At 64.8% G+C, this 25,635-nt stretch carries 21 protein-coding genes and 1 pseudogene; 9 read left to right on the top strand and 13 right to left on the bottom strand.

Features of this window, described 5'->3' with window-relative positions; genetic code table 11:
• The 6 genes from rbbA to MTR66_RS02730 all read right to left on the bottom strand — a co-directional run bounded on the left by rbbA (position 1) and on the right by MTR66_RS02730 (position 10,868).
• A complete protein-coding gene (rbbA, locus tag MTR66_RS02755; RefSeq protein ID WP_243917687.1) occupies positions 1–2,766 on the bottom strand; it encodes a ribosome-associated ATPase/putative transporter RbbA in 2,766 nt (921 codons plus the stop codon).
• A 4-nt stretch (positions 2,767–2,770) separates the two neighbouring features.
• Positions 2,771–3,847: an HlyD family secretion protein gene (locus tag MTR66_RS02750; protein ID WP_243917685.1), complete on the bottom strand. Its 1,077-nt coding sequence runs from the start codon at positions 3,845–3,847 to the stop codon at positions 2,771–2,773.
• Complete coding sequence (locus MTR66_RS02745; protein WP_327194470.1) at positions 3,844–5,358, bottom strand: efflux transporter outer membrane subunit; 1,515 nt, start codon at positions 5,356–5,358, stop codon at positions 3,844–3,846. The genes MTR66_RS02750 and MTR66_RS02745 overlap by 4 nt, the downstream gene beginning before the upstream one ends.
• 261 nt (positions 5,359–5,619) lie before the next feature.
• Complete coding sequence (locus MTR66_RS02740; RefSeq protein WP_243917683.1) at positions 5,620–7,488, bottom strand: sensor histidine kinase; 1,869 nt, start codon at positions 7,486–7,488, stop codon at positions 5,620–5,622.
• Between the two features lies 1 nt (position 7,489).
• A complete protein-coding gene (locus MTR66_RS02735; protein ID WP_243917681.1) occupies positions 7,490–9,355 on the bottom strand; it encodes a putative bifunctional diguanylate cyclase/phosphodiesterase in 1,866 nt (621 codons plus the stop codon).
• 103 nt (positions 9,356–9,458) lie between these two features.
• Positions 9,459–10,868 (bottom strand): aminotransferase-like domain-containing protein, encoded by a 1,410-nt coding sequence (locus MTR66_RS02730; protein WP_327194469.1) that lies wholly within the window; start codon positions 10,866–10,868, stop codon positions 9,459–9,461.
• 100 nt (positions 10,869–10,968) lie between these two features.
• On the opposite strand from MTR66_RS02730, the gene MTR66_RS02725 reads away from it, so the two are divergent.
• Both MTR66_RS02725 and MTR66_RS02720 read left to right on the top strand, forming a co-directional pair.
• A complete protein-coding gene (locus MTR66_RS02725) occupies positions 10,969–11,298 on the top strand; it encodes a UrcA family protein (RefSeq protein WP_243917679.1) in 330 nt (109 codons plus the stop codon).
• 15 nt (positions 11,299–11,313) lie between these two features.
• Complete coding sequence (locus MTR66_RS02720; RefSeq protein WP_243917678.1) at positions 11,314–12,153, top strand: PhzF family phenazine biosynthesis protein; 840 nt, start codon at positions 11,314–11,316, stop codon at positions 12,151–12,153.
• A gap of 69 nt (positions 12,154–12,222) precedes the next feature.
• On the opposite strand, the gene MTR66_RS02715 is transcribed toward MTR66_RS02720, so the two are convergent.
• Positions 12,223–12,924 (bottom strand): 2OG-Fe dioxygenase family protein, encoded by a 702-nt coding sequence (locus MTR66_RS02715; RefSeq protein ID WP_243917677.1) that lies wholly within the window; start codon positions 12,922–12,924, stop codon positions 12,223–12,225.
• A gap of 379 nt (positions 12,925–13,303) precedes the next feature.
• Here MTR66_RS02715 and MTR66_RS02710 point away from each other — a divergent pair, with 379 nt between their 5' ends.
• The 3 genes and pseudogenes from MTR66_RS02710 to MTR66_RS02700 all read left to right on the top strand — a co-directional run.
• Entirely contained in the window at positions 13,304–14,671 is a 1,368-nt protein-coding gene (locus tag MTR66_RS02710; RefSeq protein WP_243917676.1) for a bifunctional enoyl-CoA hydratase/phosphate acetyltransferase, read from the top strand.
• Complete coding sequence (locus MTR66_RS02705) at positions 14,668–15,852, top strand: acetate/propionate family kinase (protein ID WP_243917675.1); 1,185 nt, start codon at positions 14,668–14,670, stop codon at positions 15,850–15,852. The genes MTR66_RS02710 and MTR66_RS02705 overlap by 4 nt, the downstream gene beginning before the upstream one ends.
• 4 nt (positions 15,853–15,856) lie before the next feature.
• Positions 15,857–16,112: pseudogene (locus MTR66_RS02700) on the top strand (transposase); the annotation flags it as partial.
• 403 nt (positions 16,113–16,515) lie between these two features.
• On the opposite strand, the gene MTR66_RS02695 reads toward MTR66_RS02700, so the two are convergent.
• The 6 genes from MTR66_RS02695 to MTR66_RS02670 form a co-directional block, all read right to left on the bottom strand.
• Positions 16,516–17,103, bottom strand: coding sequence for a response regulator transcription factor (locus tag MTR66_RS02695; protein WP_243917672.1), 588 nt, complete (start codon positions 17,101–17,103; stop codon positions 16,516–16,518).
• On the bottom strand, positions 17,100–18,686 hold the full coding sequence (locus tag MTR66_RS02690) for an ATP-binding protein (RefSeq protein ID WP_243917670.1): 1,587 nt from the start codon (positions 18,684–18,686) through the stop codon (positions 17,100–17,102). The genes MTR66_RS02695 and MTR66_RS02690 overlap by 4 nt, the downstream gene beginning before the upstream one ends.
• A 121-nt stretch (positions 18,687–18,807) precedes the next feature.
• Positions 18,808–19,593 (bottom strand): SDR family oxidoreductase, encoded by a 786-nt coding sequence (locus tag MTR66_RS02685; protein WP_243917668.1) that lies wholly within the window; start codon positions 19,591–19,593, stop codon positions 18,808–18,810.
• 13 nt (positions 19,594–19,606) lie between these two features.
• Positions 19,607–20,362 carry an SDR family NAD(P)-dependent oxidoreductase gene (locus MTR66_RS02680; RefSeq protein ID WP_243917667.1) on the bottom strand — a complete coding sequence of 252 codons (756 nt, stop codon included), beginning with the start codon at positions 20,360–20,362 and terminating at the stop codon, positions 19,607–19,609.
• Positions 20,363–20,375: 13 nt separating this feature from the next.
• Positions 20,376–21,161: a carboxymuconolactone decarboxylase family protein gene (locus MTR66_RS02675; protein ID WP_243917666.1), complete on the bottom strand. Its 786-nt coding sequence runs from the start codon at positions 21,159–21,161 to the stop codon at positions 20,376–20,378.
• 12 nt (positions 21,162–21,173) lie between these two features.
• A complete protein-coding gene (locus MTR66_RS02670; protein ID WP_243917665.1) occupies positions 21,174–22,646 on the bottom strand; it encodes an aldehyde dehydrogenase family protein in 1,473 nt (490 codons plus the stop codon).
• Between the two features lie 153 nt (positions 22,647–22,799).
• On the opposite strand from MTR66_RS02670, the gene MTR66_RS02665 reads away from it, so the two are divergent.
• From MTR66_RS02665 to MTR66_RS02650, 4 genes are all read left to right on the top strand, one after another.
• Positions 22,800–23,513: a FadR/GntR family transcriptional regulator gene (locus tag MTR66_RS02665; protein ID WP_243917664.1), complete on the top strand. Its 714-nt coding sequence runs from the start codon at positions 22,800–22,802 to the stop codon at positions 23,511–23,513.
• 144 nt (positions 23,514–23,657) lie between these two features.
• Positions 23,658–24,197 carry a nuclear transport factor 2 family protein gene (locus MTR66_RS02660; RefSeq protein WP_243917663.1) on the top strand — a complete coding sequence of 180 codons (540 nt, stop codon included), beginning with the start codon at positions 23,658–23,660 and terminating at the stop codon, positions 24,195–24,197.
• A complete protein-coding gene (locus tag MTR66_RS02655; protein ID WP_243917662.1) occupies positions 24,194–25,090 on the top strand; it encodes an SDR family NAD(P)-dependent oxidoreductase in 897 nt (298 codons plus the stop codon). The genes MTR66_RS02660 and MTR66_RS02655 overlap by 4 nt, the downstream gene beginning before the upstream one ends.
• Positions 25,080–25,634, top strand: a complete 555-nt coding sequence (locus MTR66_RS02650; RefSeq protein ID WP_243917661.1) for a nuclear transport factor 2 family protein — start codon at positions 25,080–25,082, stop codon at positions 25,632–25,634. Before MTR66_RS02655 ends, MTR66_RS02650 begins: the two co-directional genes overlap by 11 nt.
• The last annotated feature ends 1 nt before the right edge of the window (position 25,635 follow it).

Raw genomic sequence — 25,635 nt, 5'->3', positions numbered from 1 at the left:
CTATTGCTCCTGCTTGCGGAGAAAGGCGATCGCCAGCCCGGTGATCACCGGCGCGGTCACGATCAGCGGCCAGACCGAGCCGGTGAGGTCCGAAAAGCCCAGTGCCTTGCTGAACACGCCCCGGCTGATGGTGAACATGTGGCTGGCCGGATAGATGCTGCCGATGATCCGCCCCGAGCCTTCGAGCGAGGAGACCGGATCGGTCATGCCGCCATAGGTCACTGCCGGGATCATCGTGCCGACCATGGCGAGGAACAACGCGGCGATCTGGCTCTTGGTCACGGCCGAGGCGAGCAGGCCCATGCCGGTGGCGATGATCGAGAAGATCAGCACCGCGACGATCAGCGCCAGCACATTGCCCGTCGGCGGCACGTCGAACAGGAACACGGCCATCGCCAGCATCACGGCGAAATTGACCATGGCCAGCGCCACATAGGGAATCTGCTTGCCCAGCAGGAATTCGGAGCGCGTCACCGGCGTCACGTAGAGGTTGATGATCGAGCCGCGCTCCTTCTCGCGCACCACGGCAAGCGCGGTCAGCATGGCGGGCAGCATCAGCAGCAGCAGCGGGATCACGCTCGGCACCATGGCGGGCAGGCTTTCCACTTCGGGATTGTAGCGATAGCGGTTTTCGATGGAGACATTGCTGCTGGCAGCGGAACGGCCCGACATGCGCATCTGGTCTTGCAGCCAGTGCTGGTGCAGCCCCTGGATATAGCCCTGCACCGTCTCTGCCCGTTGCGGCATCGAGCCGTCGAACCAGGCGCCCACGGCAACCTGTCTGCCGTGCAGCAGATCGCGCCCGAAATGCGGCGGGATCTCTATGGCGAGCGCGATGTCGCCGCTTTTCAGGCGCCGGTCGAGATCGTCGTAACTGGTGATTGGTGGCTGTTCGATGAAATAGCGCGATCCGGCGATGTCGAGCTTGTAGCGCTCGCTGACGCTGCTGTGATCGCGGTCGAGCACGGCGTAGCGCAAGTCGTTGACGTCAAGGCTGATGCCGTAGCCCATCACCAGCAGCAGGATCACCGATCCCGCCAGCGCCAGCGTGCCGCGCACCGGATCGCGCTGCAATTCGAGCGCCTCGCGCCAGACGTAGCTGAGCATGCGCTGCAGGCTGAAACGCACGCGGGCTTTCGCGGCCTTGGGCGCGGACGCCTGTTCGACCGTTACTGGATTTTGCGGTGCCGGTCCCCCGTTGCCGCTTTCCCCGTTCCCTTCGGCGTCGAGAAGGTAGCCGATGAACGCTTCTTCCAGCGTCTTCGCCCCGCGTTTCTCGACCAGCCGGGCGGGGGCATCGCTGTCGAGCACCTGGCCTGCATGCATCATCGACATGCGGTCGCAGCGCTCGGCCTCGTTCATGAAATGGGTGGAGATGAAGATCGTCACCTTGTCGCGGCGCGAGAGTTCGGCGAGCAGCCGCCAGAACGCATCGCGCGCGACCGGATCGACGCCCGAGGTCGGCTCGTCGAGGATCAGCAGTTCGGGCTTGTGCACCATGGCGACGGCGAGCGAGAGGCGCTGGCGCATGCCGAGCGGAATGCGTCCGGGCAGATCGTCGAGCACCTGCTCCAGCGAGAAGCGCTCGACCATTTCCGTCACGCGTGGGGCGATCTCGTCTTCGGGAACGTGGAACAGCCGCGCGTGCAGATCGAGGTTCTGGCGCACCGTCAGTTCGCCGTAGAGCGAGAAGGCCTGGCTCATATAGCCGACCCGGCGGCGGGTGGAGATATCGCGCGGATCGACGGGGTTTCCGAACAACCAGGCCTCGCCTTCGCTTGCCGGAAGCAGCCCGGTGAGCATTTTCATCGTCGTCGTCTTGCCGCAGCCGTTGGAGCCGAGGAAGCCGAAGATCTCGCCGCGCCGGATGCGAAAGCTGACGTGATCGACCGCGACGAAATCGCCGAAGCGCATGGTGAGGTCTTTCGCCTCGATGGCGATATCGTCGTGATCGCCTTCCAGCGGCGGAATTACCACCGGGGCATGGCCGCGCTTGCGTTCCTCCGGGAGCAGTTCGGCGAAAGCGGCTTCGAGCGAGGTGGTGCCAGTGCGTTCGAGCAGCTGCGCCGGGGTTCCGGTGGCGAGCACGGCGCCGTCGTCCATAGCCACCAGCCAGTCGAAGCGCTGCGCCTCGTCCATATAGGCGGTGGCGACAATCACGCTCATGCTGGGCCGTTCCTCGCGGATGCGCCCGATCAGATCCCAGAACTGCGCGCGCGCCAGCGGATCGACGCCGGTGGTCGGTTCGTCGAGGATCAGTAGATCGGGATCGTGGATCAGCGCGCAGCACAGGCCGAGCTTCTGCTTCATGCCGCCCGACAATTTACCCGCCGGGCGCGAGAGGAAATCGTAAAGGCCGGTGGAGCGGGTCAGGGCATCGATGCGGCGGCGGCGTTCGGCGGCATCGTGGCCGAACAGCCGGGCGAAGAATTGCAGGTTCTCCTCCACCGAAAGCGTCGGATAGAGGTTCTTGCCGAGCCCTTGCGGCATATAGGCGATGCGCGGGCACACAGCCTCGCGGTGGCGGCGCAGGCGCATGTCGCCGCCCAGCACTTCGACTTCGCCGTCCTGCACCGCGCGGGCGCCGGAGGCCAGTGCCAGGAGGCTGGACTTGCCCACGCCGTCCGGCCCGATCAGCCCGACCATGCGGCCTTCGGGCACCGTCAGATTGAGATCGCGCAGCGCCGCCTTCTTGCCATAGTGCAGCGAGACACCGGCAATCTTGACGACGGGAGTTCCGCCGCCGGGTGGCTGGGCGGAGGCCATCGTCTTATTCCTTCACGGGGTTCGCGAGGTTTTCGGGCCAGGCCGCCTTGGGATCGACGCGCACGTACGCCATGCCGGGCAGCCCGGTCTTGACGACCGAAATGTGGCGTTCGAGCAGCGCGGGATCGATCCGTGCCCGCACGCGGAACATCAGTTTCTGCCGCTCGCTTTCGGTCTCCACCGTTTTCGGCGTGAACTGGGCGACATCGGCGACGAAGCTGATCTTCGCGGGGATCACGCGGCCGGGCAGGGCATCGAGCACCAGCCGCGCCTCGCTGCCGATGCGCACGCGGCCGGCCACCGTCTCGGGCAGGAAGAAAGTCATGTAGACGTCGGAGAGATCGACGAGGTTCATCACCCGGCCGCCTGCCGCCACCACTTCGCCCGGCTGAGCGACGCGGTACTGGATGCGCCCGCCGCGCGGCGCGCGCAGATCGGAATCGTCGATATCGACCTTGATGCGAGCGATCGTCGCGCGTGCGGCATCGACATTGGAGCGCGCGCCGATAACCTGGCTGCGCGCGGCGGCAATGCCTGCATTGGCCGAGGCGAACTGCGCACGCGCGGCTTCCACCGCCGCCTGCGCGCCTTCGACGGCGGCCTCGTTGTCGTCCCGCTCCTGCACCGGGGTCGCGCCTTCCTGTGCAAGGGTTTCTGAGCGGCGGAAGCGCTTGCGGGCCGCGCTCAGTTCCGCCTCGCGCTGGCGCACGGTGGCCTGTGCGGCGGACCGTTCGCTCTGGCGCTGGACGACTTGCGCCTCGGCGATCCGGATGGCGTTGGTGGCCTGCGCCAGCTGGGCTTCGGCTTCGGAAAGCTGCGCGTGCAGGCTGTCTGTATCCATATGCGCGACGACATCGCCCGCTTTCACCAGCTGGCCTTCCTCGGCGATGATGTCCTTGATGCGCCCCGGCGTCTTGGCCGAGATATCGATTTCCGTGGCCTCGATCCGGCCGTTGCCGCTGACGATCCCCTCGGGAAGGCCAGAGGGCTTGAGGAACGACCACAGTGCCATGCCGGCGACTACGACGGCAGCGATAATCGCGCCCCTGACGATCCAGGTTTTTCTGTCCGCCTGCGTCATCGCGTCTGTTCCCTGTTGTTGCCTGATGGTGCCGTTTCGAAAGCCCGGTCATCGGCAAAGCCGCCGCCGAGCGCGGAATAGAGCGCCACGACGCTGGCCAGTTCGGCGCGGCGCAGCTGGACCAGCGACTGTTCTGCATCGAACAGGTCGCGCTGGGCATCGAGCACTTCGAGATAGGCCGAGCGCCCGTTGTCGAACCGCAATTGCGCCAGCCGCGCGCGTTCGCGCTGGGCGTCGAGCATCTCTTTCGTGGTGTCGATCTGCAGCTGGAGCTGGCGGCGCCGTACCAGCGCGTCGGACACATCGCGAAAGGCGGACTGGATGGCCTTTTCGTATTCGGCCACCGCCCGTTCGCGCCGGGCTTTCGCCACGTCGAGATTGCCCTTGAGCCGGCCCGCATTGAACAGCGGCAGGCGGATGGTGGGGGTGAAGCTCCAGGCCTCGCTGCCCTTCGAGAACAGGCCGTCGAGCGCGTCGCTCATCGTGCCGTAGGCGCCGGTGAGGCTGATGCTGGGAAAGAACGCCGCCCGCGCCGCGCCGATATTGGCATTGGCGGCGCGCAACTGGTTTTCAGCCTCGGCGATGTCGGGCCGGTTGATCAGTAATTCCGATGGCAGGCCCACGGGCAGCGGCGGGTGCTCGGGGGCATCGAGCAGCGTGAGCGTGCCTGGCGCGATCGTTACCGGATGGCCGACCAGAAGGGCCATGGCATTGCGGTTGACCGCCTGATCCTGTTCCAGCGCCTGCAAGGTCATGCGCGCCTGCGCCAGCAGGGTCTGCGCCTGCGTCATATCGAGCTTGGAGCCCGCGCCGACTTCGTAGCGCCGCCGCATGATCCGCAGCGATTCCTCGCGCGTCTGGATCGAGCTGCGGGCGAGCTTGGCGCGCTCTTCATACTCGCGCTCCAGCAGATAGCCATTCGCCACTTGTGCGACGAGGCTGGTTGCCACGGCGCGGCGGGCCTCCTCGCTTGCCAGATATTGCCAGCGCGCGGCATCGCGCAAGTTGCGCAGGCGGCCCCAGAAATCGATCTCCCAGCTCGCGCTCAACTGCGCGCTGACCTGCTTGGTGTCGATAGGCGTGGTGCCCGCGCCGGGCAGATTGAACAGGCTGCGCCCGCGCGTGCCGGTGCCCACGGCATCAAGCTGCGGATAGAGCGAGGCCCCCTCGATCCGCCACGCCGCGCGCGCTTCGGCCACGCGCGCGCTGGCGATGCGGATGTCGCGGTTGTGTGCCAGCGCTTCCCCGATCAGCCGCTGTAGCTCGGGGCGCCGGAAGAAGTCGTGCCAGCCCAGATTGCCGATGGAAACGCCGGGTGTTTCCGGTGCCTGATAGGTTGCAGGCACGAGCGGTGCGGGGCGCGCATAGTCCGGGGCGAAGGAGCAGGCGGACAGGCTCAGAAGCAGCAGGCCGGCGGCCATGCGCTTGCAGTTTCCAGCCAGACGGGTCCGCCTGGATGCCTGCGTCTCCGCAGTACCGGCGGCCGGTGCGGTCCATGGCCATTCGGTCAATATGCCTTTCCTTTCGCGACCCCGTGTCCAGCGATCAAAATCGGCCCTGCCGAACGAACGCGGCAGATGCATGTCATACCCGGACGATGCATAACATTGATCAGACGCATAATTGATTGATCCGGCGTATCATTGCACGCGTCGCGGTCCTGTCTGCGCTGCGGCAGGTGCTCGCGCATAGTGACATACATTTATGGCCGATATTGGTAATCTCGCCAACAGCTTCCTGTGCAAGGCGGTTTTGAAAGAATAGGGGGAGCGTCAGGCCGCGTTTTTGTTTCCACCGGCCCGATTCTGCCACAAGGGAAGGCGAATGATGGCCCGGGCGCCCCTGCCTTTGCCGCGGCTTTCCAGCTGCAGTTCGCCGTTCATCGCCTGCACGGTGTTCGCGCACCAGTGCAGGCCGAGGCCGCCCGATTTCGATGTGCGCGTCGAAAATCCGCGTTCGAACAACCGGGGGGCGGTTTCGGGAGCGAAACCGGCGCCGTTGTCGGCCACGGTTATCGTGCAGATTCCCGTCTTGCGGTTCTGCGCGGCCTGCAGTGAGATCGCTCCATCCTGCCGTCCGCTTTCGCGGATGGCTTCCAGTGCGTTCGTGACTAGGTTTTCCAGGACCTGGCTGAGCAGGACGCGGTTGCCGGACACAGCGATATGGCCGTTGCACTGAACATCGGCGGCAATCGCGATATTGTCGGCATAGCGGGCGATGTTGGCCGAATGGCTGAGGAGGCCGGAAAGATCGCAGCGTTCGTCGAAATGGATGTCGCGCCCATTCTGCGCGGCCGCATCGATGGCATTGATGGCATTCATCAGGTTGCGCGCCGCCTCACGGACTTGCTGCCTCGCAACGGAATTCGTAGCGGCGGCATGTTCATGCGCAGCCGTAAGGAAGCTGATGAGCTTGTCGCGCCGCTCTTGATCGAGCGTGCCGTCCGACAGTTCGTCCAGTGCCCGCTGCATTTGCGGAGGGAAAGTGTTCCGGCAGTTCTGATCCAGTGTTTCCAGGATGACTCGGACCGGGCTCAGGCCGTTGCGCAGATTGTGTATGAGGCCCATCGCGCTTTGCGATTTTCCCAGCGTGAATGATTGCGATTCCAGCTGCGCGCGCAATTGCAGCAGTTCGGCGGTCATCCGGTTGAATTCGGCCTGCAGGGCCCCGAACTCGTTGGCGGGAGCGGGCGTGTTGATGGCCTGCAGTTCCCTGGATTCGCGTATGCGGCTGACGTGCTTGTGCAGCCGCTCGACAGGATCGAGCACAAGCGTTTTGACGCGCCGGTTGAGCACGGTCAGCAGCAGCGCGATCAGCGAGAAAACGCCTGCAAAGGTGATGAGCAGGAGTTCATGGGCTGCTTGCGTCAGTGGCCGCTTCATATGAAGCTGGATGGCTGCGACGGTTTTTCCGTTCCGCCCTTTGAACGGCACGGCGATCTCGATGGTATTGGGGGCGCGGACGATTTGCGTTGTTGTAATCCGGGACTTCAGATCGATCCCGGCCGGCACCTGCAAGGCGTCTTCCGCCATTTGCGCCGTAACTTTCTGGACGAACGTGAGAAAGCCGGGAGGAGCGCTGCCGCCGTTGCTCTTGTGGATCTGCACGCTGGCAATGGTGTATAGCTGGCCATCCAGAACGGCGAAGCTCTGCGCGTCTTCCCTGCCGCGCATGTATGCCATGAAATCCGGGCGGGTGACTTCTGCCAGAAGGGCGCGCGCCAGCCCCGGCTGTTTCGTGCCTTTCGTGCGGTCGAAGGCAAAACCGCGGCCTGTGCCGTCGCGGAGGCGGACAATGGCAAGGCCATCGACGCGGGCATTCCGAAACGACTCTATGTTGACGTTGTTGGCTTCATAGCTGGCATCAAATTTCTGGGCGTAGACGTAGCTGTCGTCCCAGACTCCCCAGTCCTTTGCGCGCGCCAGCAGGAACCCCGTGCCGGTTTTCTGGAAGTCGGAGATCCGGCCGAGATGCCCCTCCAATTCGCGTTGTTCCAGCGACGAGAAGCTCTTCTGGATGGAAGAGCCCAGCAGGACGAACAGCGCAGCCGCCGCGATCAGGCCGATAAGAGCCAGGTTGAACAGCAGGGTATTGCGTAACCGGCCGTCGCGGTTGCGTGTCCAGGGCAGGCGCCAGGCCACGTTACCCCCCGATCGCAGCGGGGCGCTGTCCGGGCTCCGGCACCTCCGGGAGGCTCTGCACCTGGTCTGCCGTTTCGGCGGCATTGGCCGGCTTGCCGAACAGGAAGCCCTGCATGTGGGAGCAGCCGGTCAGGCGCAGGACCTGACACTGCTCGTCGGTTTCGACCCCTTCGGCGATGATATAGAGGCCTAGTGCCCGCGCGAGATGGATCACGGAGCTGACGATCGCGGCACTGTGCCTGTCGTGCCCCAGCCCTTCGATGAAGCTCTTGTCTATCTTCAGGCAGTTGAGGGAGAAGTTCTTGATGTTGAACAGGCTGGAATAGCCCGTGCCGAAATCGTCGAGCGCAATGCGGTAGCCCTTGGCCTGCAGTTCGCGCAGCACGTCCGCGGCCCAGCTGGTGTCTTCGAAGATCGCCGTTTCGGTGATTTCGATCTGCACGTTCCGGGGGGCGACTTGGGCATGGGCCACGCGCGCATCCAGCCATTCGACGAAGTTCGCCCGTTTGAACTGGCGCGGCGAGAAGTTGATGGACACGAACAGGTCCGGCCAGCCGGCGCAGTCTTTCAGAGCATGGTCCACGACCCATTCGCCCAGATCGTCGATCAGGCCGCTTTCTTCGGCAATGGGGATGAAGATGGCGGGGGAGATCGGCCCGCTTTCCGGGCTGTTCCAGCGCAGCAGCGCTTCGAAGCCCACGGTCTTGAGGTCGTCGCGTTCCACGATCGGTTGATAGTGGAGGGACAGTTCGCCTTCCGCGATGGCGCGGCGCAGCCCCCCTTCAATGACCTGGCGGAAGCGCTGGCTTTCATCCATCGCACCATCGAACACGCAGACTCTCTCGCGCCCGTCGCGCTTGGCCGCGAAAAGCGCCAGATCGGCAAAGCGCATCAATTCGCTGGCATCCCGGTAGGGCTGCTCTTTCGGCATCATCAGTCCGCAGGAGGCGCCGATCCGCGCCGAATTGCCAAAGACCGAGAAACTGCGGGAACAGCTTTCGACAAGATGCGCGCAGATCGCTTGTGCTTCTTCCAGTTGATCGGCAGGCAGAAGCAGGCCGAACTCGTCTCCGCCCAGACGGGCGACCATGCTGTGCGGGGGCACTTGTTCGTGCAGAATGTCGTAAACAGCGATCAGCAGATCGTCGCCCGCGCCGTGCCCGAATGTGTCGTTCACATGCTTGAAGCGGTCGAGATCGATGATGGCGAGAGCAAAGCCGGTATCGCCACGGGTGATGCGGCAGGACAGTTCCTGAAGAAAGGCCATCCGGTTGGCCGCGCCGGTCAGGGAATCGTGCAGCGCTGCATGGCGGGCCCGCGCCTCGCTGGTTGCCAGTTCGGCCACTTTCTGCCGCAGCAGTTCCAGTTGCCCGGTATCGTTGTCCCACCGCTGGCACAGCGCGAGCGCCATCTGCCGGATTTCCTCGCTGGAAAAGGGCTTGCTGATGTAGAAGATCTTGTCCGCCGGGCCTGCGACAGTGGCAATGTCGGTGGCGGAATGGTCGGAATAGGCGGTGACGATCACGAGGTTGATGTCGCTGTCGATCGCGCGGATGCGCCGCGCGGTTTCCCGCCCGTCGATCCCCGGCGGCATGCGCACGTCGATGAAGGCGGCCTTGAACGGGTCGTTCCGGTCCAGTGCATTCTGGACCATGGCAACGGCATCCAGGCCTTGCGATGCGAAATGGACGTCGAATACGGGATGCGCGGCGGCCGGAGCATCCTCACCGGCCAGGACATCCTCTCCGAACAGGTCCCGGGCCATGGCCGTCAAGCCACCGGCGGGCGGAAAGTCCCTCCGTTCGGCCAAGACATGACGATAGGCCTCCCGGACGGCCTCTTCATCGTCTACGACCAATATTTTCATTCTTGTGCCTGCCAGAACTAAGACCGGCAATCATGGTAACTGGCATTCGCTAAGATTTTCTTGTTTCCAGCCTAGCCGCCGCGTTCTCTGTTAACCCCGTTCGTCAGTAATTCCGCGCCGGAGCGGGCTGGCGGCAGGCTCTGGTCAGGAAGCCGCTGACGCGGTCATCGTCGCTCATCGCCACGTTGAAGCGCAAGTAATTGCTCCACATGCCATTGGTGCTGAAGACGTTACCGGGGGCCAGCACGATGTTCTCGGCCAGTGCGTCGCGGGCCAGTTGCGCGGCATCGAGCCCGTCTGGCAGCCGTGCCCAGATGAACAGACCGGCGGCCGGTTCGATCCAGGGCGTGATCCCGGCGTCGCGCAGCCGTGCCGTGGTTCGCGCCATGGCGCGGGCCAGACGCGTGCGGATACCCTCGATCTGGCGGCGGTATCCGCTGTCCGTCAGCACTGCGTGGAGAATTTCCGCCGAGAGCGGATTGCCCGACATGGAGGTCGCCACACGCAGGTCCGCCAGTGCCTCGATCCAGTCCGGGCGGGCGGCGATGTGCCCGCAGCGGATCGCCGCCGTTACCGATTTGGAAAAGCTGCCGATCCGGATCACCCGGTCAAGCCCGTCGAACGCGGCAAGCCGGGGGGAGGGCGTGTACTCGAAATCGGCGAAGACATCGTCTTCCACGATCACCAGATCGTGCGCATCGGCCAGCTTCAGCAACTGGTGCGCGGTGGCGGCGGACAGTGTTGCCCCGGTCGGATTGTGGCAGGCCGAATTGGTGATGTAGAAACGGGGGCGGTGTTCCGTCAGCGCCGCGGCGAAAGCGGCCATGTCCGGCCCGTTGGGCGTCATCGGGATGCCGATGACTTTCGCCCGGTGCGCGCGCAGCAAGGCCAGGAAATTGAAGTAGCACGGATCGTCCACCAGCACCGTGTCTCCGGGTTCGAGCAGGAAGCGGCTGACGAGATCGAGGGCATGGGTGCTGCTTTCGGTCAGCAGGATCTGGTCCGGGGCGGCGGCCGTGCCTTGCTCTTCCAGCCGCCGGGCGAGCAGGGCCCGCAGCGGCGGCGATCCGAGCAGCGAGGCATAGCCCATCAAAGGCGCGTCAGCCTTGCTGCGGGCCGCCGCACGCAGGGCCTTGCGGATATGGGCGCTGTTCAGCCAGTCATCCGGCAGCCAGCCACAGCCGGGTTTCAGCGCCCCAGGGCGATGGGAAAGCGATTGGCGCAGCATCCACAGGGGATCGACCTCGCGCTCGACAGGTGTGCCGATCCGGTCCAGCGACAGGGGCGAAAGCGGCGCCGAGACGTAAAACCCGGCGCCGGGGCGAGAGCGGATCGCGCCATCCGCCGCAAGCCGGTCATAAGCTTCGACTACGGTCGATTTCGAATAGCCGGTGGTTTCGGCCATGGCCCGTACCGAAGGCAGACGCGAGCCCGGCGTCAACACTCGCCGTTCGATGCGATCCTGGACCAATTGCATGACGTGTTCGGTGCGGGTGAGATGGATTGTTGCCACTGTACTGATTTCCTGACCGGTACGGTTTTTTAAAATTGTACCGGTTTGTTCCTATCATGACCAGTCTTTTGTGCGGATAGGGGAGGCACAGGAGGTCAAGATGAAGAACACGCTCACTCTGTCGCTTGCCGTTTCCGCGCTTGGTCTTGCGATGGCATCCCCCGCCGCCGCGCAGGAACGGATTGGTCCCAACAGCTATGCCGTCGCTTTGAAGGCGGCGGACCGGAATCCGGACACGCCGGAAGCGGCCCGGCGCATGCTGATCCATATCGAGAAGGCGGCGTTCGCAGTCTGCGGCGCATCGCCGTTCAGCCTGCGCGAAGTGCAGCGGTCAGTTCGCCATTCCGCCTGCTGGCGTGACAGTGTAGCCGAAACCGTGGCGCGTATCGGCAATCCGCTGCTTACCCAGGCCTACAGCAGCAAGTATTGACCCGGAGGAAATCGCATGAACCGTCCTTTCCAACTCGTCGATGTGTTCGGCACCGGTCCTTACACGGGCAACCCGCTGGCCGTGATCAGCAGTGCCGAAGGGCTCACCACGGAAGAGATGCAGCGCATCACTCGCTGGCTGAACCTGTCGGAAACCGCCTTTCTGCTGCCTGCCGAGCATGAAGAGGCCGATTACCGTGTGCGCATTTTCACGCTCACGCATGAACTGCCCTTCGCTGGCCATCCCACGCTCGGCTCGTGCCATGCCTGGCTCGAAGCCGGCGGCAAGCCCAAACGCGAAGGCGTTGTCGTGCAGGAATGCGGGGCCGGGCTGGTCCAGATCCGGCAGGGCGAGAACGGGCTTGCCTTCGCCGCGCCGCCGCTGATCCGCACGGGTGCCCCGGACGAGGACGATATTGCCGAAGTCGTCAAAGTGCTCCGGATCGAGCGCGATGCCATTGTCGATGTGCAGTGGGCGGCTAACGGACCAAGCTGGATTGCAGTGATGCTGGCATCGGCGGAAGAGGTGCTCGCGGTCGAACCGGCAGGGCACTATTCCGGCCATCTCGATATCGGGCTGGTCGGGGCTTACCCGCCCGGCAGCGAGGCCGCGTTCGAACTGCGCGCGATTTTCAGCGGGCCGGGCGGGACCATGATCGAGGATCCGGTGACCGGAAGCCTCAATGCCTCGATCGGACAATGGCTGTTCGCCAGCGGCCGGGCGCAGGGCCACTACGTGGCTGCACAAGGCACGCGGCTGGACCGGACCGGCAGGATCAACGTCACGCAGGACGAGAGCGGGCAAGTCTGGGTCGGCGGGCGGACATGCACGTTGCTTTCCGGCCAAACGCAATAACAGAAGTGGCTCCGGACCGGTTGCCGGTCTGGCGCAGGAAGTCCGAAGGCGTCCGGTCCTGACGTTTGGTCAGGGCGCGGGCGCCTCGGCGAATGTGAGGACCAGCGTGTCGCGCCAGGCGGGCGCGCCGGGATGGGCGGCCTGGACGGGCGACGTGCCATGGCGCACCGCCCGGTCATTGAGCAAAAGCGCTTCGCCGGGATCGGACAGTCTGTGCGTCAGCAGGGTCTGCCCGGCAGAACCCTCGACACAAGTCTCTGCCCCGGTGAAACCGGCACCGCCCGCCAGAAGAATCAGAACCCAGTCGCGCCCGTCGCAGTGTATGCCTTCCGGCGTCGGCAGGCCCGGCTGATCGGGCTGCGCCTCGATGCGGAACTGGTGAGCCTCGACCATCCACCGCCGTGGGGCGATGGATGCGGCCTGCTCTATCAGTGCGGCTGTTTGCAGCACCAGATCACGAAACAGCGGGGATGCGGCCCAGTCTTCGGCCATGGGCGCGAACCAGCGTTCCACCCCGCCGTTGAGCGGATTGTAATCGCGTTCCTGATAGTGCGGGCGGTGGGGCAGCCGCTCGAACTGGTCCCCTTCAACCTGAAACGCTCCATAGCGCCTGCGCCGGTACGTGCCGCCATCGGCCATCCACGTGTCCTGCGGCATGTCTTCCCAGCCCCGCACGAAGGCCTGCCAGCCCGGCGTGCCGGGCCCCGCCAGTTTCCCGGGCGAAAGCAGCAGCGGCCCCGGTGCGGCGAGGCAACCTGAAGGCGTGTTCATTCCTTAGCGTTCCGGAAGACGGGAGCATCCCTGTGCTGTCCGCCGCTTTTGCGGTTCGATGCGGGATGATATTGTCAGGGGGTAATGCATGCTTGCCAAGCGTGTAGCGAAGGCGGCGGGGACGGACAAGGTTTGCAAGGCAGGACTTGCGCTATTGCCCGGGGCCTGCCGCTTTCGTACCTTTCTCCGGTGCCGGGAGGCGGGTTGAGACAATTTGTCCCATCCGCCCGCTTTGCCATCGGTGCGGCCGTCTGGTATTCGCAATAGCAGCATTGCCTCTTCGGGTGCTTACTTTCCGCAAAGAATCCAACCTGCCGGGAGAAAGATCCGGTGTTACGCCAATTTACCTATGGCTGGGGATCTGCCTCTGGAGGTGCTCATGGGATTCGATGATGCGGTCGAGAACCGCACGTTTGGCGAAATCGCGATTGGAGAGAGCGCCAGTGCTGTTCACAGCTTGACCTTGCGCGACATGGAAATGCTGGCCGCCGTTTCGGGGGATGTGGACCTGGCGGGCCGGGATGTCGCATCGGGCACTTGGGCTGCATTGTTGACCGGAGCCGTGCTGCGCACTGTCTTGCCGGGGCTGGGAACGGTGCTCACGGCGCAGGAGATGACCTATGCCGCGCCGGTCCGGCTTGGCGGGGAGATCACGATAACGGTGACGGCGCGAGCCAAAGACGCGGCGTCGCACACGGTGACGTTCGATTGCGATTGCACCGCTGCGGATGGCACGCTTCTGGCGCAAGGCACGGCGCGTGTTCTCGCGCCGCTCGAAAAGCTACGCCGGGCAAGGGCCGACTTGCCCGATATCGTGGTGGGAGAGCGCGGGGCGAAGTTTCGTGCGCTGATAGGCAAGGCGGAGGCGTTCGATCCGATCGTTACTGCCATTGTCCATCCGGTAGAGGCCAATGCCATCGCAGGCGCTGTCGATGCGGCTAAGGCCGGGCTTATCGTTCCGCACTTCATTGGCCCGCAGGCGAAGATAGAAGCTGCCGCCGCCGAGGCTGGGCTGGACCTTTCCCCCTACGATCTCTCCTCCACCGAACATTCCCATGCCGCAGCCGAACTGGCCGCGCGGCTGGCGCATGAGGGCAAAGTCCACGCTCTGCTCAAGGGCAGCCTGCATTCGGATGAATTCCTGCATCCGATCCTCGCGGCGGAAAACGCGCTGCGGACCGAGCACCGGCTGAGCCATGTGTTCCTGATGGACGTTCCGAGCTACGACCGGCTGCTGTTCATCACCGATGGGGCGATCAACATCGCGCCTGATCTCGCAGCTAAAGTGGATATCGTTCAGAACGCGATTGGCATGGCCCATGCGCTGGGCGTGGAAACCCCGCGTGTGGCGCTGCTTTCGGCCGTGGAGACGGTCAATCCGTCGATATCCTCCACGCTCGATGCAGCGGCTCTTTCGAAGATGGCGGAGCGCGGACAGATCACGGGCGGGATCGTCGACGGGCCTCTGGCGTTCGACAACGCGGTCTCGCCCGCCGCGGCGCGGATCAAGCATATCCGCTCGCCGGTTGCCGGGCAGGCGGACATCCTTGTCGCGCCCGATCTCGATGCGGGCAATATGATTGCCAAGCAGCTTGAATATCTGGCGGCGAGCGAGGCGGCGGGTGTCGTCTTGGGCGCGCGGGTGCCGGTGATCCTCACCAGCCGGGCGGATACCGCGCAAAGCCGCCTTGTATCCTGCGCGGTGGCGGTTCTGCTGCATGCGGCGCGTGCCGGAGCCAGGGCATGAACCGGCTGATCCTGACGATCAATGCCGGCTCATCGAGCATCAAGTTCGCGATTTTTTCGGCGAATGGGCACGATGAAGGCCGCGCGGTGGCGGAAGGCAAGGCAGTCAATATCGGGTCCGCAGGAACGAACCTTGCCGTGCATGACGGGGGCGGAGCGTGCCTGCTCTCCCGCGACTATGCCGGGGACGCGGATGAAGGCGCTGTTCTGCAGGATTTGCTGGCTTGGGTCGAAAGTCACTTTGGCGGCACACTCGCGGCAGCAGGGCACCGTGTAGTGCACGGCGGGCCGCGCTTTCATGCGCCGTGCCGGATTACGTCCGGTCTGGTGGAGGAACTGGCCACGCTGGTGCCGCTGGCGCCGCTGCACCAGCCGCACAACCTTGCACCGGTCCGGGTGCTGGCGCGCGACTTTCCCGGTCTTCCCCAGTTCGCCTGTTTTGACACCGGCTTTCACGCGGACAATTCGCTGCTGGCAACCACATTCGGCATTCCCCGCGAACTCACCGGGCAGGGCGTGCGCCGTTACGGCTTTCACGGCATTTCCTACGAATATATCGCCAGTTGCCTGCCGGACTATCTGGGCGATGCGGCGGAGGAGCGCGTGGTCATCGCGCATCTCGGCAACGGGGCGAGCCTGTGCGCGATGCACCGTGGCCGCAGTGTGGCGACGACCATGGGCTTTACTGCGCTCGACGGGCTGATGATGGGCACCCGCTGTGGTTCGATAGATCCCGGCGTCCTGCTCTATCTGATGCAGGAAAAGAGCATGAGCGCGCAGGACGTGAGCGAGATGCTCTATCACCGCAGCGGGCTGCTTGGCGTTTCGGGTATCAGCAACGACATGCAGGCGCTTCTGGCCAGTCCCGCCCTTGAGGCGCGCGAGGCGGTGGACCTGTTCGTCTATCGCATCGTGCGCGAGCTGGGATCGCTGGCAGCGGCGCTGGGCGGGCTCGACGCGCTCGTCTTCACTGGAGGGATCGGCGAACACGCCGCGCCGGTGCGCGCTGCCGTCTGCCGCCAGATGGCATGGCTTGGGTTGGCGCTGGACGAGGCGGCCAATGCCGCGCATGGCCCGAAAATCACGGCGGAAGGCAGTGCTGTGCCAGCCCTGGTCATTCCCACCGACGAAGACCGTATGATCGCCCGCCATTGCCTCACCTTGCTTGGCAAGGCGGCATAGTGGTCCCGCTCAAGTGTCGGTGAACGACTTAGTCTGCCGTGCCAAGGTGGCGATCTTCTCGCAAAATCGAGCAGGAGTTCGAGCACGTCCGCAAGCGCAACTGGGGGCAACACTTCTGGCAGCGCGGCTACTTTTCGTCCACATCCGGCAAAATTACCGATGACATCATTATGCGGCATCTTGATCGACTTACCCACAAGGATGCCTTCAGTCCCTACCGGTCAGTCATTCAGCAACGGTGTAAACGTCTCGTGATGTAAATCACCAAGTGATGCTATCGAATGATTCGTCGTGGATTGATCTTGGACGAACGGGATTTGTGTTCAAGCAACAGTCACGTCGGCTATGAGCTTCAGCCAATTCGTTGCCAAAAAGGCCGGCGGGACGTAAACTAATTCGCCCCGCCGACTAGGGATCGAAGTCATCCAGCCGTTGCGGATGCCCTTCGGGTCGCCTCTGGAACCGGGATCTGATCGAACCTGAAATTGCTGGAGCGGTGTATCCGGAGGCTTCGGATCGGGGCGCAGCTTTCAGGCTTCGACGATGGAAAATCTGCCTGCATTTTGACCATAGCTTTTAGCCGGTAACTGGAGGCTGTCGATATGGAAAAGAATGTGCCTTTCAAAATGTTAATCCTTACTCGCCAGTCCGCTAATATGGGGTTCAGTCATCGCCGCCGCGGCTCAGCGCGATAAGCTGGGCCAGGCCGTTGGTGCGCGTCTTGGCGACGATGGCGGCGCGGTGGTCTTCCACGGTACGGGGTGAAATGGTCAGCAAGTCGGCGATTTCCTTGTTGCTGTGGCCGCGCACAAGAAGTTCGAAAACCTCGCGCTCGCGCCGGGTGAAGGCACTGGTGGCCCCGGCGATGCGGCGCTGCCGCCGGGACCAGGCAAGCCCTTCGGTGACGGCGGACAGAAGCCGTGCCTCGTCGATCGGTTTTTCCAGGTAGTCGAGTCCGCCATGGCGGCGCACGGCATCCACGGCATGCGCGGTTGTTGGCCAGGCGGTCATGAACACGAGCGCGACGGCAGGATCGCGGGCGCGCAGGGCGTCTGCAAAAGCAAATCCGTCCATTTCCCCCATCTGGATGTCGCTGACGATGCATCCGATGGACAGAGAGGGGAGGGCATCGAGAACGTCATCCGGAGCGACAAAGGCCTTTGCGGCAAGTCCTTGGCGCATCAGCAGGCGCGCAACGGTTTGGCCCAGGTCCTCGTCATCGTCGAGGACGGCGGTCAGGGCTGTATTCATGTCTCGACTCCGGCCAGCGGCAGCGTGAGCGCGAAGCGGACCAGGTCAGCCTCGTCGTTGCGTGTCAGAGTGCCGCCATGCGCTTCTGCGATGGTTCGGGCGATGATCAGGCCCACGCCCATACCTGCCCCTTCCTGTGGCGGCGTGTTGGCGATGCGGTTGGAGACCTCGATACGGACCTCATCCCCAGCAGCGGTCGCGCTGATCTGCACGCGATGATCGGCGCTGGCGGCGATTGCGTTGCGGGCCAGGTTGACCAGGGCCTGTGTCAATTCGATTTCCTGCGCGGTGACGATGAGATCGGGCGGTGCAGGCACCAACTGCAGCAGGCACGCATGTTCGCGGAGTTCGGGGGCCAGCATTTGTCCGGCGGTCTGCAGCAGCATGGTGACGGGCAGCGCGGAAGGCGCGTCCGCATTGCGGCCGCCGAAGCGGCGCAGGCGGCGGACCAGTTCGGACAGCGTCCGCGCCTTGCGGTCGATCAGTGCCGCGCTTTCCGCGATGTCGGGGGGCAGAGCGGCGGTACGGTCTTTCAGGTGGCTGGCCTCGATGGCCAGTGTCGATAGCGGCTGGCTGATTTCATGGATTACCGCGACCGACATTGCACGCAAGGTCTTGAGGCGTTCGGCCTGAAAGAGCAGGCGGTTGCGCTTGTCCAGCGCGGTGCGGGCGGCTTCCTGCGCGTCGGCAAAGCTTCCCGCAAGCCAGGTGACGATGACCACGGCGGCGATGCCCAGATGCAGTTCCAGCCGCGTGGCATCTCCCACCGGCCCGGCCGTGTAAGGCAGAAACAGGGCCACTTCGGCGAGGATCGCGAACCATGCGGCAATGCGCCCATGACGCAGGCCGATCCACGCCCCGGCCAGTACCGAGGGGATCGGTTGAAGGCCCAGCCCGGCTCGCCACAGCGCTACCGTCAGGAGAAGGCAGGCCATGAGAATAGCGCCGTCCGCGATGAGCGCCGCCGGGCGAGGGAGAGGGGCATTGCGGGGAACGCTGCCCGATCCGGAAAACCAGAGCAGCGGAGGGGCCACCACCAGCACGCCCAGCATGTCGCCTACCGCGAAACCGGTGAGGGAGATGACCAGGCTGACGTGAATGCCAGTGCCCGGCAGATCCGGACGCAGCAAGGCCAGCGGGATGATGAACAGCGCGGCGAGGACCGGAGCGGCCAGCGCCGCAAGGCCGAGAGGCATGGGAGGCATGGTCAGGGCCCCGGTGCCCCGGTTGGTGAGCCAGCGTACCCCGGCAACCGCCAGCCCATAGGCAAAGGCGGGGCGCATGCCGCCGATGGCTTCAGGCAGCACATTGGGCCCGCTCAACGGTAGCGCGCCGGTGATCCAGTGGACGCAGAGTTCGCTCGCCATGAGCCAGGGCGCCAGCCTTGCACCGCGCTGCCACAGCACTGCGAAGCGCAGCCCGGCGGCCGGATACCACAGCGAAAAGAACCCTGCGCCGCCCCAAGGCTGTGCGGCCCAGTGCAACAGGCCGAAGGCCAGGGCATAGATGCCCAGCAGCGGCACATCGGACAGGCGCAGGGCAAGTCCTTGTTGTAAAACGGCGTTCTTGTCCTGCGCGGTCATCATCTGACGGTCTGGCCGCTTTGTCGCGGCGAAGGAACCCGGAAATTTTCCGGGATGCCTCAGATGCCGGGATTTGCCACGCGGCCGGACAGCCGGACAGCCGGACAGCCGGACCGCGCCCTTACGGACGCATGACCCAGCCTCCGTCCACATGGATCGTCTGGCCGGAGATCCACTGGCCCGCTTCCGAGCACAGCAGCAGCAGCGTACCCACCAGCTCGTCCGGCTCGCCGCGGGGGCGCAGGGCGCAGGACATTTCCAGGAACTTGATGAACGGGGAATCGTCCGGCACCAGCAGCTTGCCCGCATCGGATTTCACATTGCCCGGGGCTATGGCGTTGCAGGTGATGCCGTCCTTGCCGAACTGCTTGGCCAGCGTGGTGGTAAGGCCGACCAGTGCCAGCTTGGAAATGCCGTAGAGGCCGATGGCCGGGAAGGCGCCGCCGCTGGTCTGGTTGATGATGCGCCCGCCGCCCCGTTCGCGCATCGAGGGGAGCACCGCGCGGGCGCAGAGCAGCGCACCGTTGAGGTTTACCGAAAAGGCCTTGTTCCAGGCGTCGAGGCTGATCGTCTCGCAATTGTCGTAGCTGATATCGACCATCAGCGCGGCGTTGTTGACGAGGATGTCGATCCCGCCGAAGGCCTCGATAGCGGCAGCGCCCATGGCAAGCGTGGAGGCCTCGTCCGAAACGTCGACCTGCACGGCGGCCGCCTTGCCGCCCGCTGCGGTGATTTCTTCGGCCACGGCTTGCGCGCCTTCGCCATTGAGGTCGGCAACGACGACCGCGGCGCCCGCTTCGGCAAGGCCGAGCGCATAGGCGCGGCCGATCGAATTGCCGCGTCCGCCCGCGCCGGTGACGATGGCTACTTTGCCGTCGAGGCGGAACTGATCGAGTGTGAATGTCATGGCTGGTTCTCCCTCAACCGGCGGTGATGCCGGCGTCGATATCGATGCAGGTTCCGTGAAAGCCGCGCCCGGCTTCGGACGCGAGCATCAGGATCATGTCCGCGACGTCTTCCACCTCGACCGTGCCGCGCATGCCGGAAAAGCGCTTGATCAGGTCGAAGTCGCAGCCTTCGGGGGGCACGAAATTGGCGGCGATGTTGGTGATCATGCCGCCGGGGGCGACGGCGTTGATGCGGATCGGAGCTTTCTGGAATTCCATCGCCATGGCCTTGGTCATGCCCAGAATGCCCCACTTGCTGGCGCAATAGGCAGCGGCATAGGCCTCGCCGATATGCGCGGCGGAAGAGGCGACATTGACGATCGCGCCATCGGTCTCGAGCAGGTGCGGGATGGCCGCCTGCGAGAGATGGAACGGAGCCGAAAGGTTGACGTCGATCGTGCGCCGGTACTGGTCGAGCGGCATCTGCGGCGTGTTGGCGAGGTAGATCAGCCCGGCGACATTGCACAGCGCGTCGAGCCGCCCGAAGCGGGAAACCGCTGCCGTCACCGCCTGCGTGCAGGCTTCCGGGTCGGACAGGTCCACGGTTTCGTGGCCGGTCTCGCAGCCGCTATCGGCCAGCATGGCCACGGTCTCGGCCAGCCCGGCGGCATTGACGTCCACCAGCCAGAGTTTGGCGCCTGCTTCGGCGAACTTGAGTGCGGCGGCCCGGCCCAGGCCCGAGGCTGCGCCGGTGATGAGAGCGGCCTTGCCGGTCATATCGGTGTTCATGGGATTTGCCCCTTTACTTGGCGTGCCAGGGCAGCCCCTTGGCCACCTTGTCGATCATTTCCAGAATGACGCCCTGCATTCGCGAGGCCTTGGGCCAGCCCGCGTGGGTGCCGTATTGCAGCACGAATTCGAGCATTTCCTCCGGCTTGCAGTTGCCGCTGGCCATGGCCGCGTGGATGTGGCTGCGGATCGGGATTTCGGCCCCGGATTCGCACACGCCGACAAGCGTGATCCAGCGGCGGGAGGGTTCGTCCAGCGTGCGGCGGCACCACATCTCGCCGAAGACGAAGTTGTTGATGCCTTCGAGGTAAGGCGTCTTGGGCGGCCCCGGCGGGAAGGTCATTACCTTGTCGAACTCGGCGTGGCCCCGGTCGTTGCGCACTTGCGGGTCCCACGGTTCGGGGCAGATCGGCGGCAGTTCCGCGGGCGGCAGGTCCAGTTCCCCGGCGACGCGGGTGATCGCCCGGTCCAGCCTGCCGCCGTTGCCCCAGCCCGAATAGACCGCCAGATGCAGCGCGCCTTCGCGCAGCTCTTCCAGCGTCAGCTCCCGGTTGGCGAGAGCGCCGCGCACGAAATCGTCGATCTGGCTGTCCTCCAGCCCACAGGTCGCGGCGGTGGCCATGGCGACGAGATAGCGGGCGCGCCGGGGCAGGCCCGGCCGGGTCCAGACTTCGGCCCAGATGAAATCGCGCCAGCTCTCCTCCAGCAGCGTTGCGGGTTCTTTTGCCGGGCGGCCGGTCGATTCCGCCTCGCAGGCGAGGCCGGCGGCGTTGCGGTCCTTGGGATCGAGAAGTGTCATGGAACTTGCTCCTCAGTCCTGCAGGTTGATCCAGACGTTGCGCACCTGCTGGAACTCGCGCAGCCCCTCGATCCCGCCGAGGCGGCCGTGGCCGGAGTGCTTCATGCCGCCGAAGGGCACGCAGGGCGTCATCGCCTCGCCCGCGCCGTTCACCTGAACCTGTCCCGCCATCATCTGGTTGGCGACGCGATGCGCGCGGGCAAGGCTGGTGGTGTGGATATAGGCGCCGAGCCCGTAGTCGGAGTCGTTCGCCAGCGCGACGGCCTCTTCCTCGGTATCGAAAGGCGTGACGACCAGAACCGGGCCGAACACTTCGTTCTTCGCGATGGTGCTGCTGGGATCGACGTCCGCCAGCACGGTGACCGGAAGGAAGAAGCCCGAGGCGTAGTCTCCGCCCATGCGCTCGCCGCCGCAGACCACGCGGCCGCCGTCGGCCACGCCGCCTTCGACCATGCCCTGAATGCGGTTCAGCGCGGCTTCGGAGATGACCGGGCCCATGAACGTGTCCATCGCCAGCGGATCGCCGACTTTCACGTAGCCCGCCATGCCCTGCAGCATCTGCAGATAGGGCTCGTAGATCGATCGCTCGACCAGCAGGCGGGTGCCGTTGACGCAGCCCTGCCCATTGGCGCTGACCGCGCCGGACAGGCCGCGCTTGGCGGCGGCCTGCAGGTCCGCGTCGGCAAAGACGATCACTGCCGACTTGCCGCCCAGTTCCAGCCCCACGGGCTTGAGGCTCTGCGAGGCATTGGCGAGGATTTTGCGCGCGGTCCCGCCCGAGCCGATGAATTCGATCTTGCCGATCCCTGGGTGCGAGACCATCGCCTCACCCACATCGGGGCCGCCGGTAACGAGATTGACCACGCCCGGCGGGAACCCGGCGAGTTGGATGATCTCCATCAGCTTCATCAGCGACCACGGCGCATTCTCGGGCGCTTTCAGCACCACGCAGTTGCCCGTCGCCAGCGCCGGGGCCATGCACATTGTCGCTGCGTAGAGCGGACCGTTCCACGGCACGATAATGCCTACCGTGCCATAGGGTTCGTAGCTCACATAATCGTGTGCGGGGCCGCCCCAGGTGGAGATGGTGCGGCCTTCGATCTTGTCCGCCCAGCCGCCGAAATAGCGGAACTTCTGCGAGGCATCGGCGCTCATGTAAGGCGAGGCGACCAGGATCGAGCCGTTCTCGATTGCCAGCAGCGGCGACATTTCCGCCGTCTTCTCGTCGATCAGGGCGGCGAGGCGCAGCAGCAGGTCGCGGCGTTTGTCTCCGGGCATGGCGCGCCAGTCCGGGAAGGCGGCGTGGGCCGCAGCAACGGCGCGATCGACATCGGCGGCATTGGCCAGCGCGATCTCGCGCGTCACTTCGCCGGTGCCGGGGTAGACATGCTCGTAAAGGGCACCGCTGCCGCCCGTTTCGGCCTTGTCGCCGATGACGAGGGCGTGCTGTGGCAGGATCGAACGATCCGGACTGAGAAAACCCATGTTCCTCTCTCCATTTCGGGCAGGCGGCACTTCCGCTCCGCTTCTCGCCTGTAAAACTATGTGCATTGAAATAGGCAATCAACCGATTTGAAATGCACTTTATGGTCGAATTTCCATTGTCCTTGTGGCAATAATAGGCATATTATTACCTCCATGCCTAGTCTGACCAAAGTGCCGCGGCGGCGCGGGTTGAACCTTGTCGTGGCGACGGCGGAGGTGCTGCGCGAACATATCTTCGCGCTGGAGCCCGGGGCGCTGATCGGTTCGCTGCACGATCTGGCGTACCGGCTGGAAGTGGGCATCGTCACCTTGCAGCAGGCCGCGCGCGTGCTCGAACACGAAGGCCTGCTGGAAGTGCGGCGCGGCCCCGGCGGCGGCTACTACGGCGCGCGGCCCGACGATGCCGCGCTGGAGCGTGCGTTCGATGCCTATCTGCGCGTGCACCCGGCAACTTACGAGGAAGCGCTCGACATGACCTCGCTGCTGTTCAACGAACTGGTGGCGGCAGCGGCCGGGTGCCGCGAGGCGGACATGCTCGGGCAACTCGGAAAGCTGGGCGAGCGGCTTGACGATCTGGAGCGCACCGCTGCCGCGCTCGGCAGTTTCGAGCTGGAGTTTCAGGATCAGTTGTTCCGCATGGTCAGCCGCCCGCTGTTCGAAATGCTCACGCGCGTGACCTTGCACTACGCATGGGGGCGGGGCGGGCCGCAGGTCCATCAACTGCAGACCGATTCCGCGCGCTGGTGCGAGGGACGGCGCAAGATCATCGATGCCATTCTGGCGGGCGACGCCGAACTCGCCCGTTTCGAGGCGAACCGGCAGAACCGCCAGGTCGTGCGCCGCCATCTGGGAACGCGGCGGCCCTGATAGTCTTGGGATAGTCTTGGACAGATGCCACCCGGGCGATGCAGGATGGCTGCGTAGAAAGTGTCCGGAAAAGTCAAAGGGCTGGCAGGGGATTGCGTTAGGAACGGCAGTCCGGGCCGCAAAGGCAACCGAGGAGAGGAAAAAATGGACCCGACCATCCAGTCATTCGTTGACCGCGAGGCGATCCGCGATTGCGTGGCCCGGCTGGCGCGCGGCGAGGACCGGCGCAGCGCCGATCTGATCCGCTCCTGCTGGTGGCCCGAAGCCATGTTCGATTACGGCGTCTACAACGGCGATTTCGAGGCGTACCTCGCTTGGGTCGTGCCCGGCGCGGAGGCGATCAAGGATACCCAGCACGTGCTCGGCCAGACCTACATCGAGCTGGACGGCGCCCATGCGAAGGCGGAAACGCACGTGATCTCCTACCACCGCGTCGACATGGGCGCGGAGAACGGCGGCGAGCACGATACCTGCATCGGCGGGCGCTATCTCGACACCTTCGAGAAGCGCGAGGGCGAATGGCGCATTGCCGACCGCGTGATGCTCTATGACTGGGAACAGGACTGGGGGCAGGCGGCCGACTGGTCGACGGGGGTGATGGGCTACCCGTTCACGGCGGAACACTTCCCCGGCCGTGCCAAGGGCGATTTCAGCGAGCAGTGGTTCGCGCGGGGGGCGAAATGAGCGCGCCGCTCGCGGGAAAAGTGGCGCTGGTTACGGGCGCCAGCCGGGGCATCGGCAAAGGCATCGCGCTGGTGCTCGCGGAGCAGGGGGCAACCGTTTATGTGACCGGGCGCACGGTGAAGGAAGGCGATTATTACCTGCCCGGCACGGTCGGCGGCACCGCCGCCGAATGCGATGCGCGCGGCGGGGAGAGCGGCGGCAAGGGCGTGGCGGTGGCTTGCGACCATGGCAATGACGCGGCGGTGGCCAGCCTGTTCGAGCGTATCCGCAGCGAACAGGGGCGGCTCGATATCCTCGTGAACAATGCCTTCACGCTTTCCGAAGACTTGCTCGAACCCAAAGGTTTCTGGGAAAAGCCGCTGTCGAACCTCGAAATGTGGGACGTGGGCGTGAAGTCCAACTACGTGGCAGCCTGGCATGCGGCGCAAATCATGGCGCCGCAGAAGTCCGGCCTGATCGTCGCCATCTCGGGCTTTGCCGCGGTGACCTATACCTATGGCGTGATCTTCGGCACCTCGAAGTCCGCGGTGGACCGCATGGCGCGCGACATGGCGATCGAGCTGGAGCCCCATAACGTGGCCTCGCTGGCGATCTGGCAGGGGCTGACGCTGACCGAGAAGGCCAAAGACAACCTCGCCAAGATGGGCGACAAGATGACCAAGTCGATCACCCAGATGCAGGGCAGCAGTGTCGAGCATCCCGGCCGGGTGATCGCCGCGCTGGCCGCCGATCCCGAGGTGATGAAGCGCTCGGGCGGCGAATACGTCACCGCCGAACTGGCGCAGGAATACGGCATTACCGATGTCGACGGCAGCACGATCGCCTCCGCACGGGCGACGCGGGGCTCGCCCATCTGGAAACCTATCTCGGAGGTCGATTACCGTGGCAAGTGACCGCGAAAAGCGCATCGACGCGCTGCTCGACAAGCAGGACATCATGGAATGCCTCGCCCGCTTCTCGCGCGGGATGGACCGGTTCGACCGGGACATCTACCTCTCGGCCTTCTGGGAAGACGGCGAGATGGCGGCGGGGCCTTTCGTGGGCAGTCCGGCGGATTGCTGGGACTGGGCGGTGCCGATGCACGACGCCGGGCAGATCCTGCACCACCATGCCCTGTTGCAGACCACGATCGACCTCGATGGCGATGTGGCGCATAGTGAGACCTATTATCAGTTCGTGGGCCGCAACAAGGACGAGAGCCTGTGGATCGCGGGCGGCCGCTATATCGACCGGCTGGAGAAGCGGAACGGCGAGTGGCGCATCGCGCTGCGCACCAATGTGATCGAGTGGGGCTGCCTGCCGCCGCCGATGCCGATCCCCTTTGCCGATGTGCCCGATATCGCCGCCAACGGCGTCTCCGCGCGCAGCAAGGAAGACCCGTCCTACCAGCGCCCGTTGCTTAACAAGCGAGCGCCTGCCAATCCGGCGAAAGGCTGAG

This window comes from Novosphingobium beihaiense (genome assembly GCF_022832375.1).
Lineage (GTDB): Bacteria > Pseudomonadota > Alphaproteobacteria > Sphingomonadales > Sphingomonadaceae > Novosphingobium > Novosphingobium beihaiensis.
Note: the sequence above shows the minus strand (reverse complement) of the source record. Positions and strands in the feature narration are given on the sequence as shown.

Excerpts from the sequence above, each read along its gene's own strand:
- rbbA (WP_243917687.1), bottom strand. The coding sequence starts at position 2,766 with ATGGCCTCCGCCCAGCCACCCGGCGGCGGAACTCCCGTCGTCAAGATT.
- MTR66_RS02750 (WP_243917685.1), bottom strand. The coding sequence starts at position 3,847 with ATGACGCAGGCGGACAGAAAAACCTGGATCGTCAGGGGCGCGATTATC.
- MTR66_RS02735 (WP_243917681.1), bottom strand. The coding sequence starts at position 9,355 with ATGAAAATATTGGTCGTAGACGATGAAGAGGCCGTCCGGGAGGCCTAT.
- MTR66_RS02725 (WP_243917679.1), top strand. The coding sequence starts at position 10,969 with ATGAAGAACACGCTCACTCTGTCGCTTGCCGTTTCCGCGCTTGGTCTT.
- MTR66_RS02720 (WP_243917678.1), top strand. The coding sequence starts at position 11,314 with ATGAACCGTCCTTTCCAACTCGTCGATGTGTTCGGCACCGGTCCTTAC.
- MTR66_RS02715 (WP_243917677.1), bottom strand. The coding sequence starts at position 12,924 with ATGAACACGCCTTCAGGTTGCCTCGCCGCACCGGGGCCGCTGCTGCTT.
- MTR66_RS02710 (WP_243917676.1), top strand. The coding sequence starts at position 13,304 with ATGGGATTCGATGATGCGGTCGAGAACCGCACGTTTGGCGAAATCGCG.
- MTR66_RS02705 (WP_243917675.1), top strand. The coding sequence starts at position 14,668 with ATGAACCGGCTGATCCTGACGATCAATGCCGGCTCATCGAGCATCAAG.
- MTR66_RS02695 (WP_243917672.1), bottom strand. The coding sequence starts at position 17,103 with ATGAATACAGCCCTGACCGCCGTCCTCGACGATGACGAGGACCTGGGC.
- MTR66_RS02690 (WP_243917670.1), bottom strand. The coding sequence starts at position 18,686 with ATGACCGCGCAGGACAAGAACGCCGTTTTACAACAAGGACTTGCCCTG.
- MTR66_RS02685 (WP_243917668.1), bottom strand. The coding sequence starts at position 19,593 with ATGACATTCACACTCGATCAGTTCCGCCTCGACGGCAAAGTAGCCATC.
- MTR66_RS02680 (WP_243917667.1), bottom strand. The coding sequence starts at position 20,362 with ATGAACACCGATATGACCGGCAAGGCCGCTCTCATCACCGGCGCAGCC.
- MTR66_RS02675 (WP_243917666.1), bottom strand. The coding sequence starts at position 21,161 with ATGACACTTCTCGATCCCAAGGACCGCAACGCCGCCGGCCTCGCCTGC.
- MTR66_RS02670 (WP_243917665.1), bottom strand. The coding sequence starts at position 22,646 with ATGGGTTTTCTCAGTCCGGATCGTTCGATCCTGCCACAGCACGCCCTC.
- MTR66_RS02665 (WP_243917664.1), top strand. The coding sequence starts at position 22,800 with ATGCCTAGTCTGACCAAAGTGCCGCGGCGGCGCGGGTTGAACCTTGTC.
- MTR66_RS02660 (WP_243917663.1), top strand. The coding sequence starts at position 23,658 with ATGGACCCGACCATCCAGTCATTCGTTGACCGCGAGGCGATCCGCGAT.
- MTR66_RS02655 (WP_243917662.1), top strand. The coding sequence starts at position 24,194 with ATGAGCGCGCCGCTCGCGGGAAAAGTGGCGCTGGTTACGGGCGCCAGC.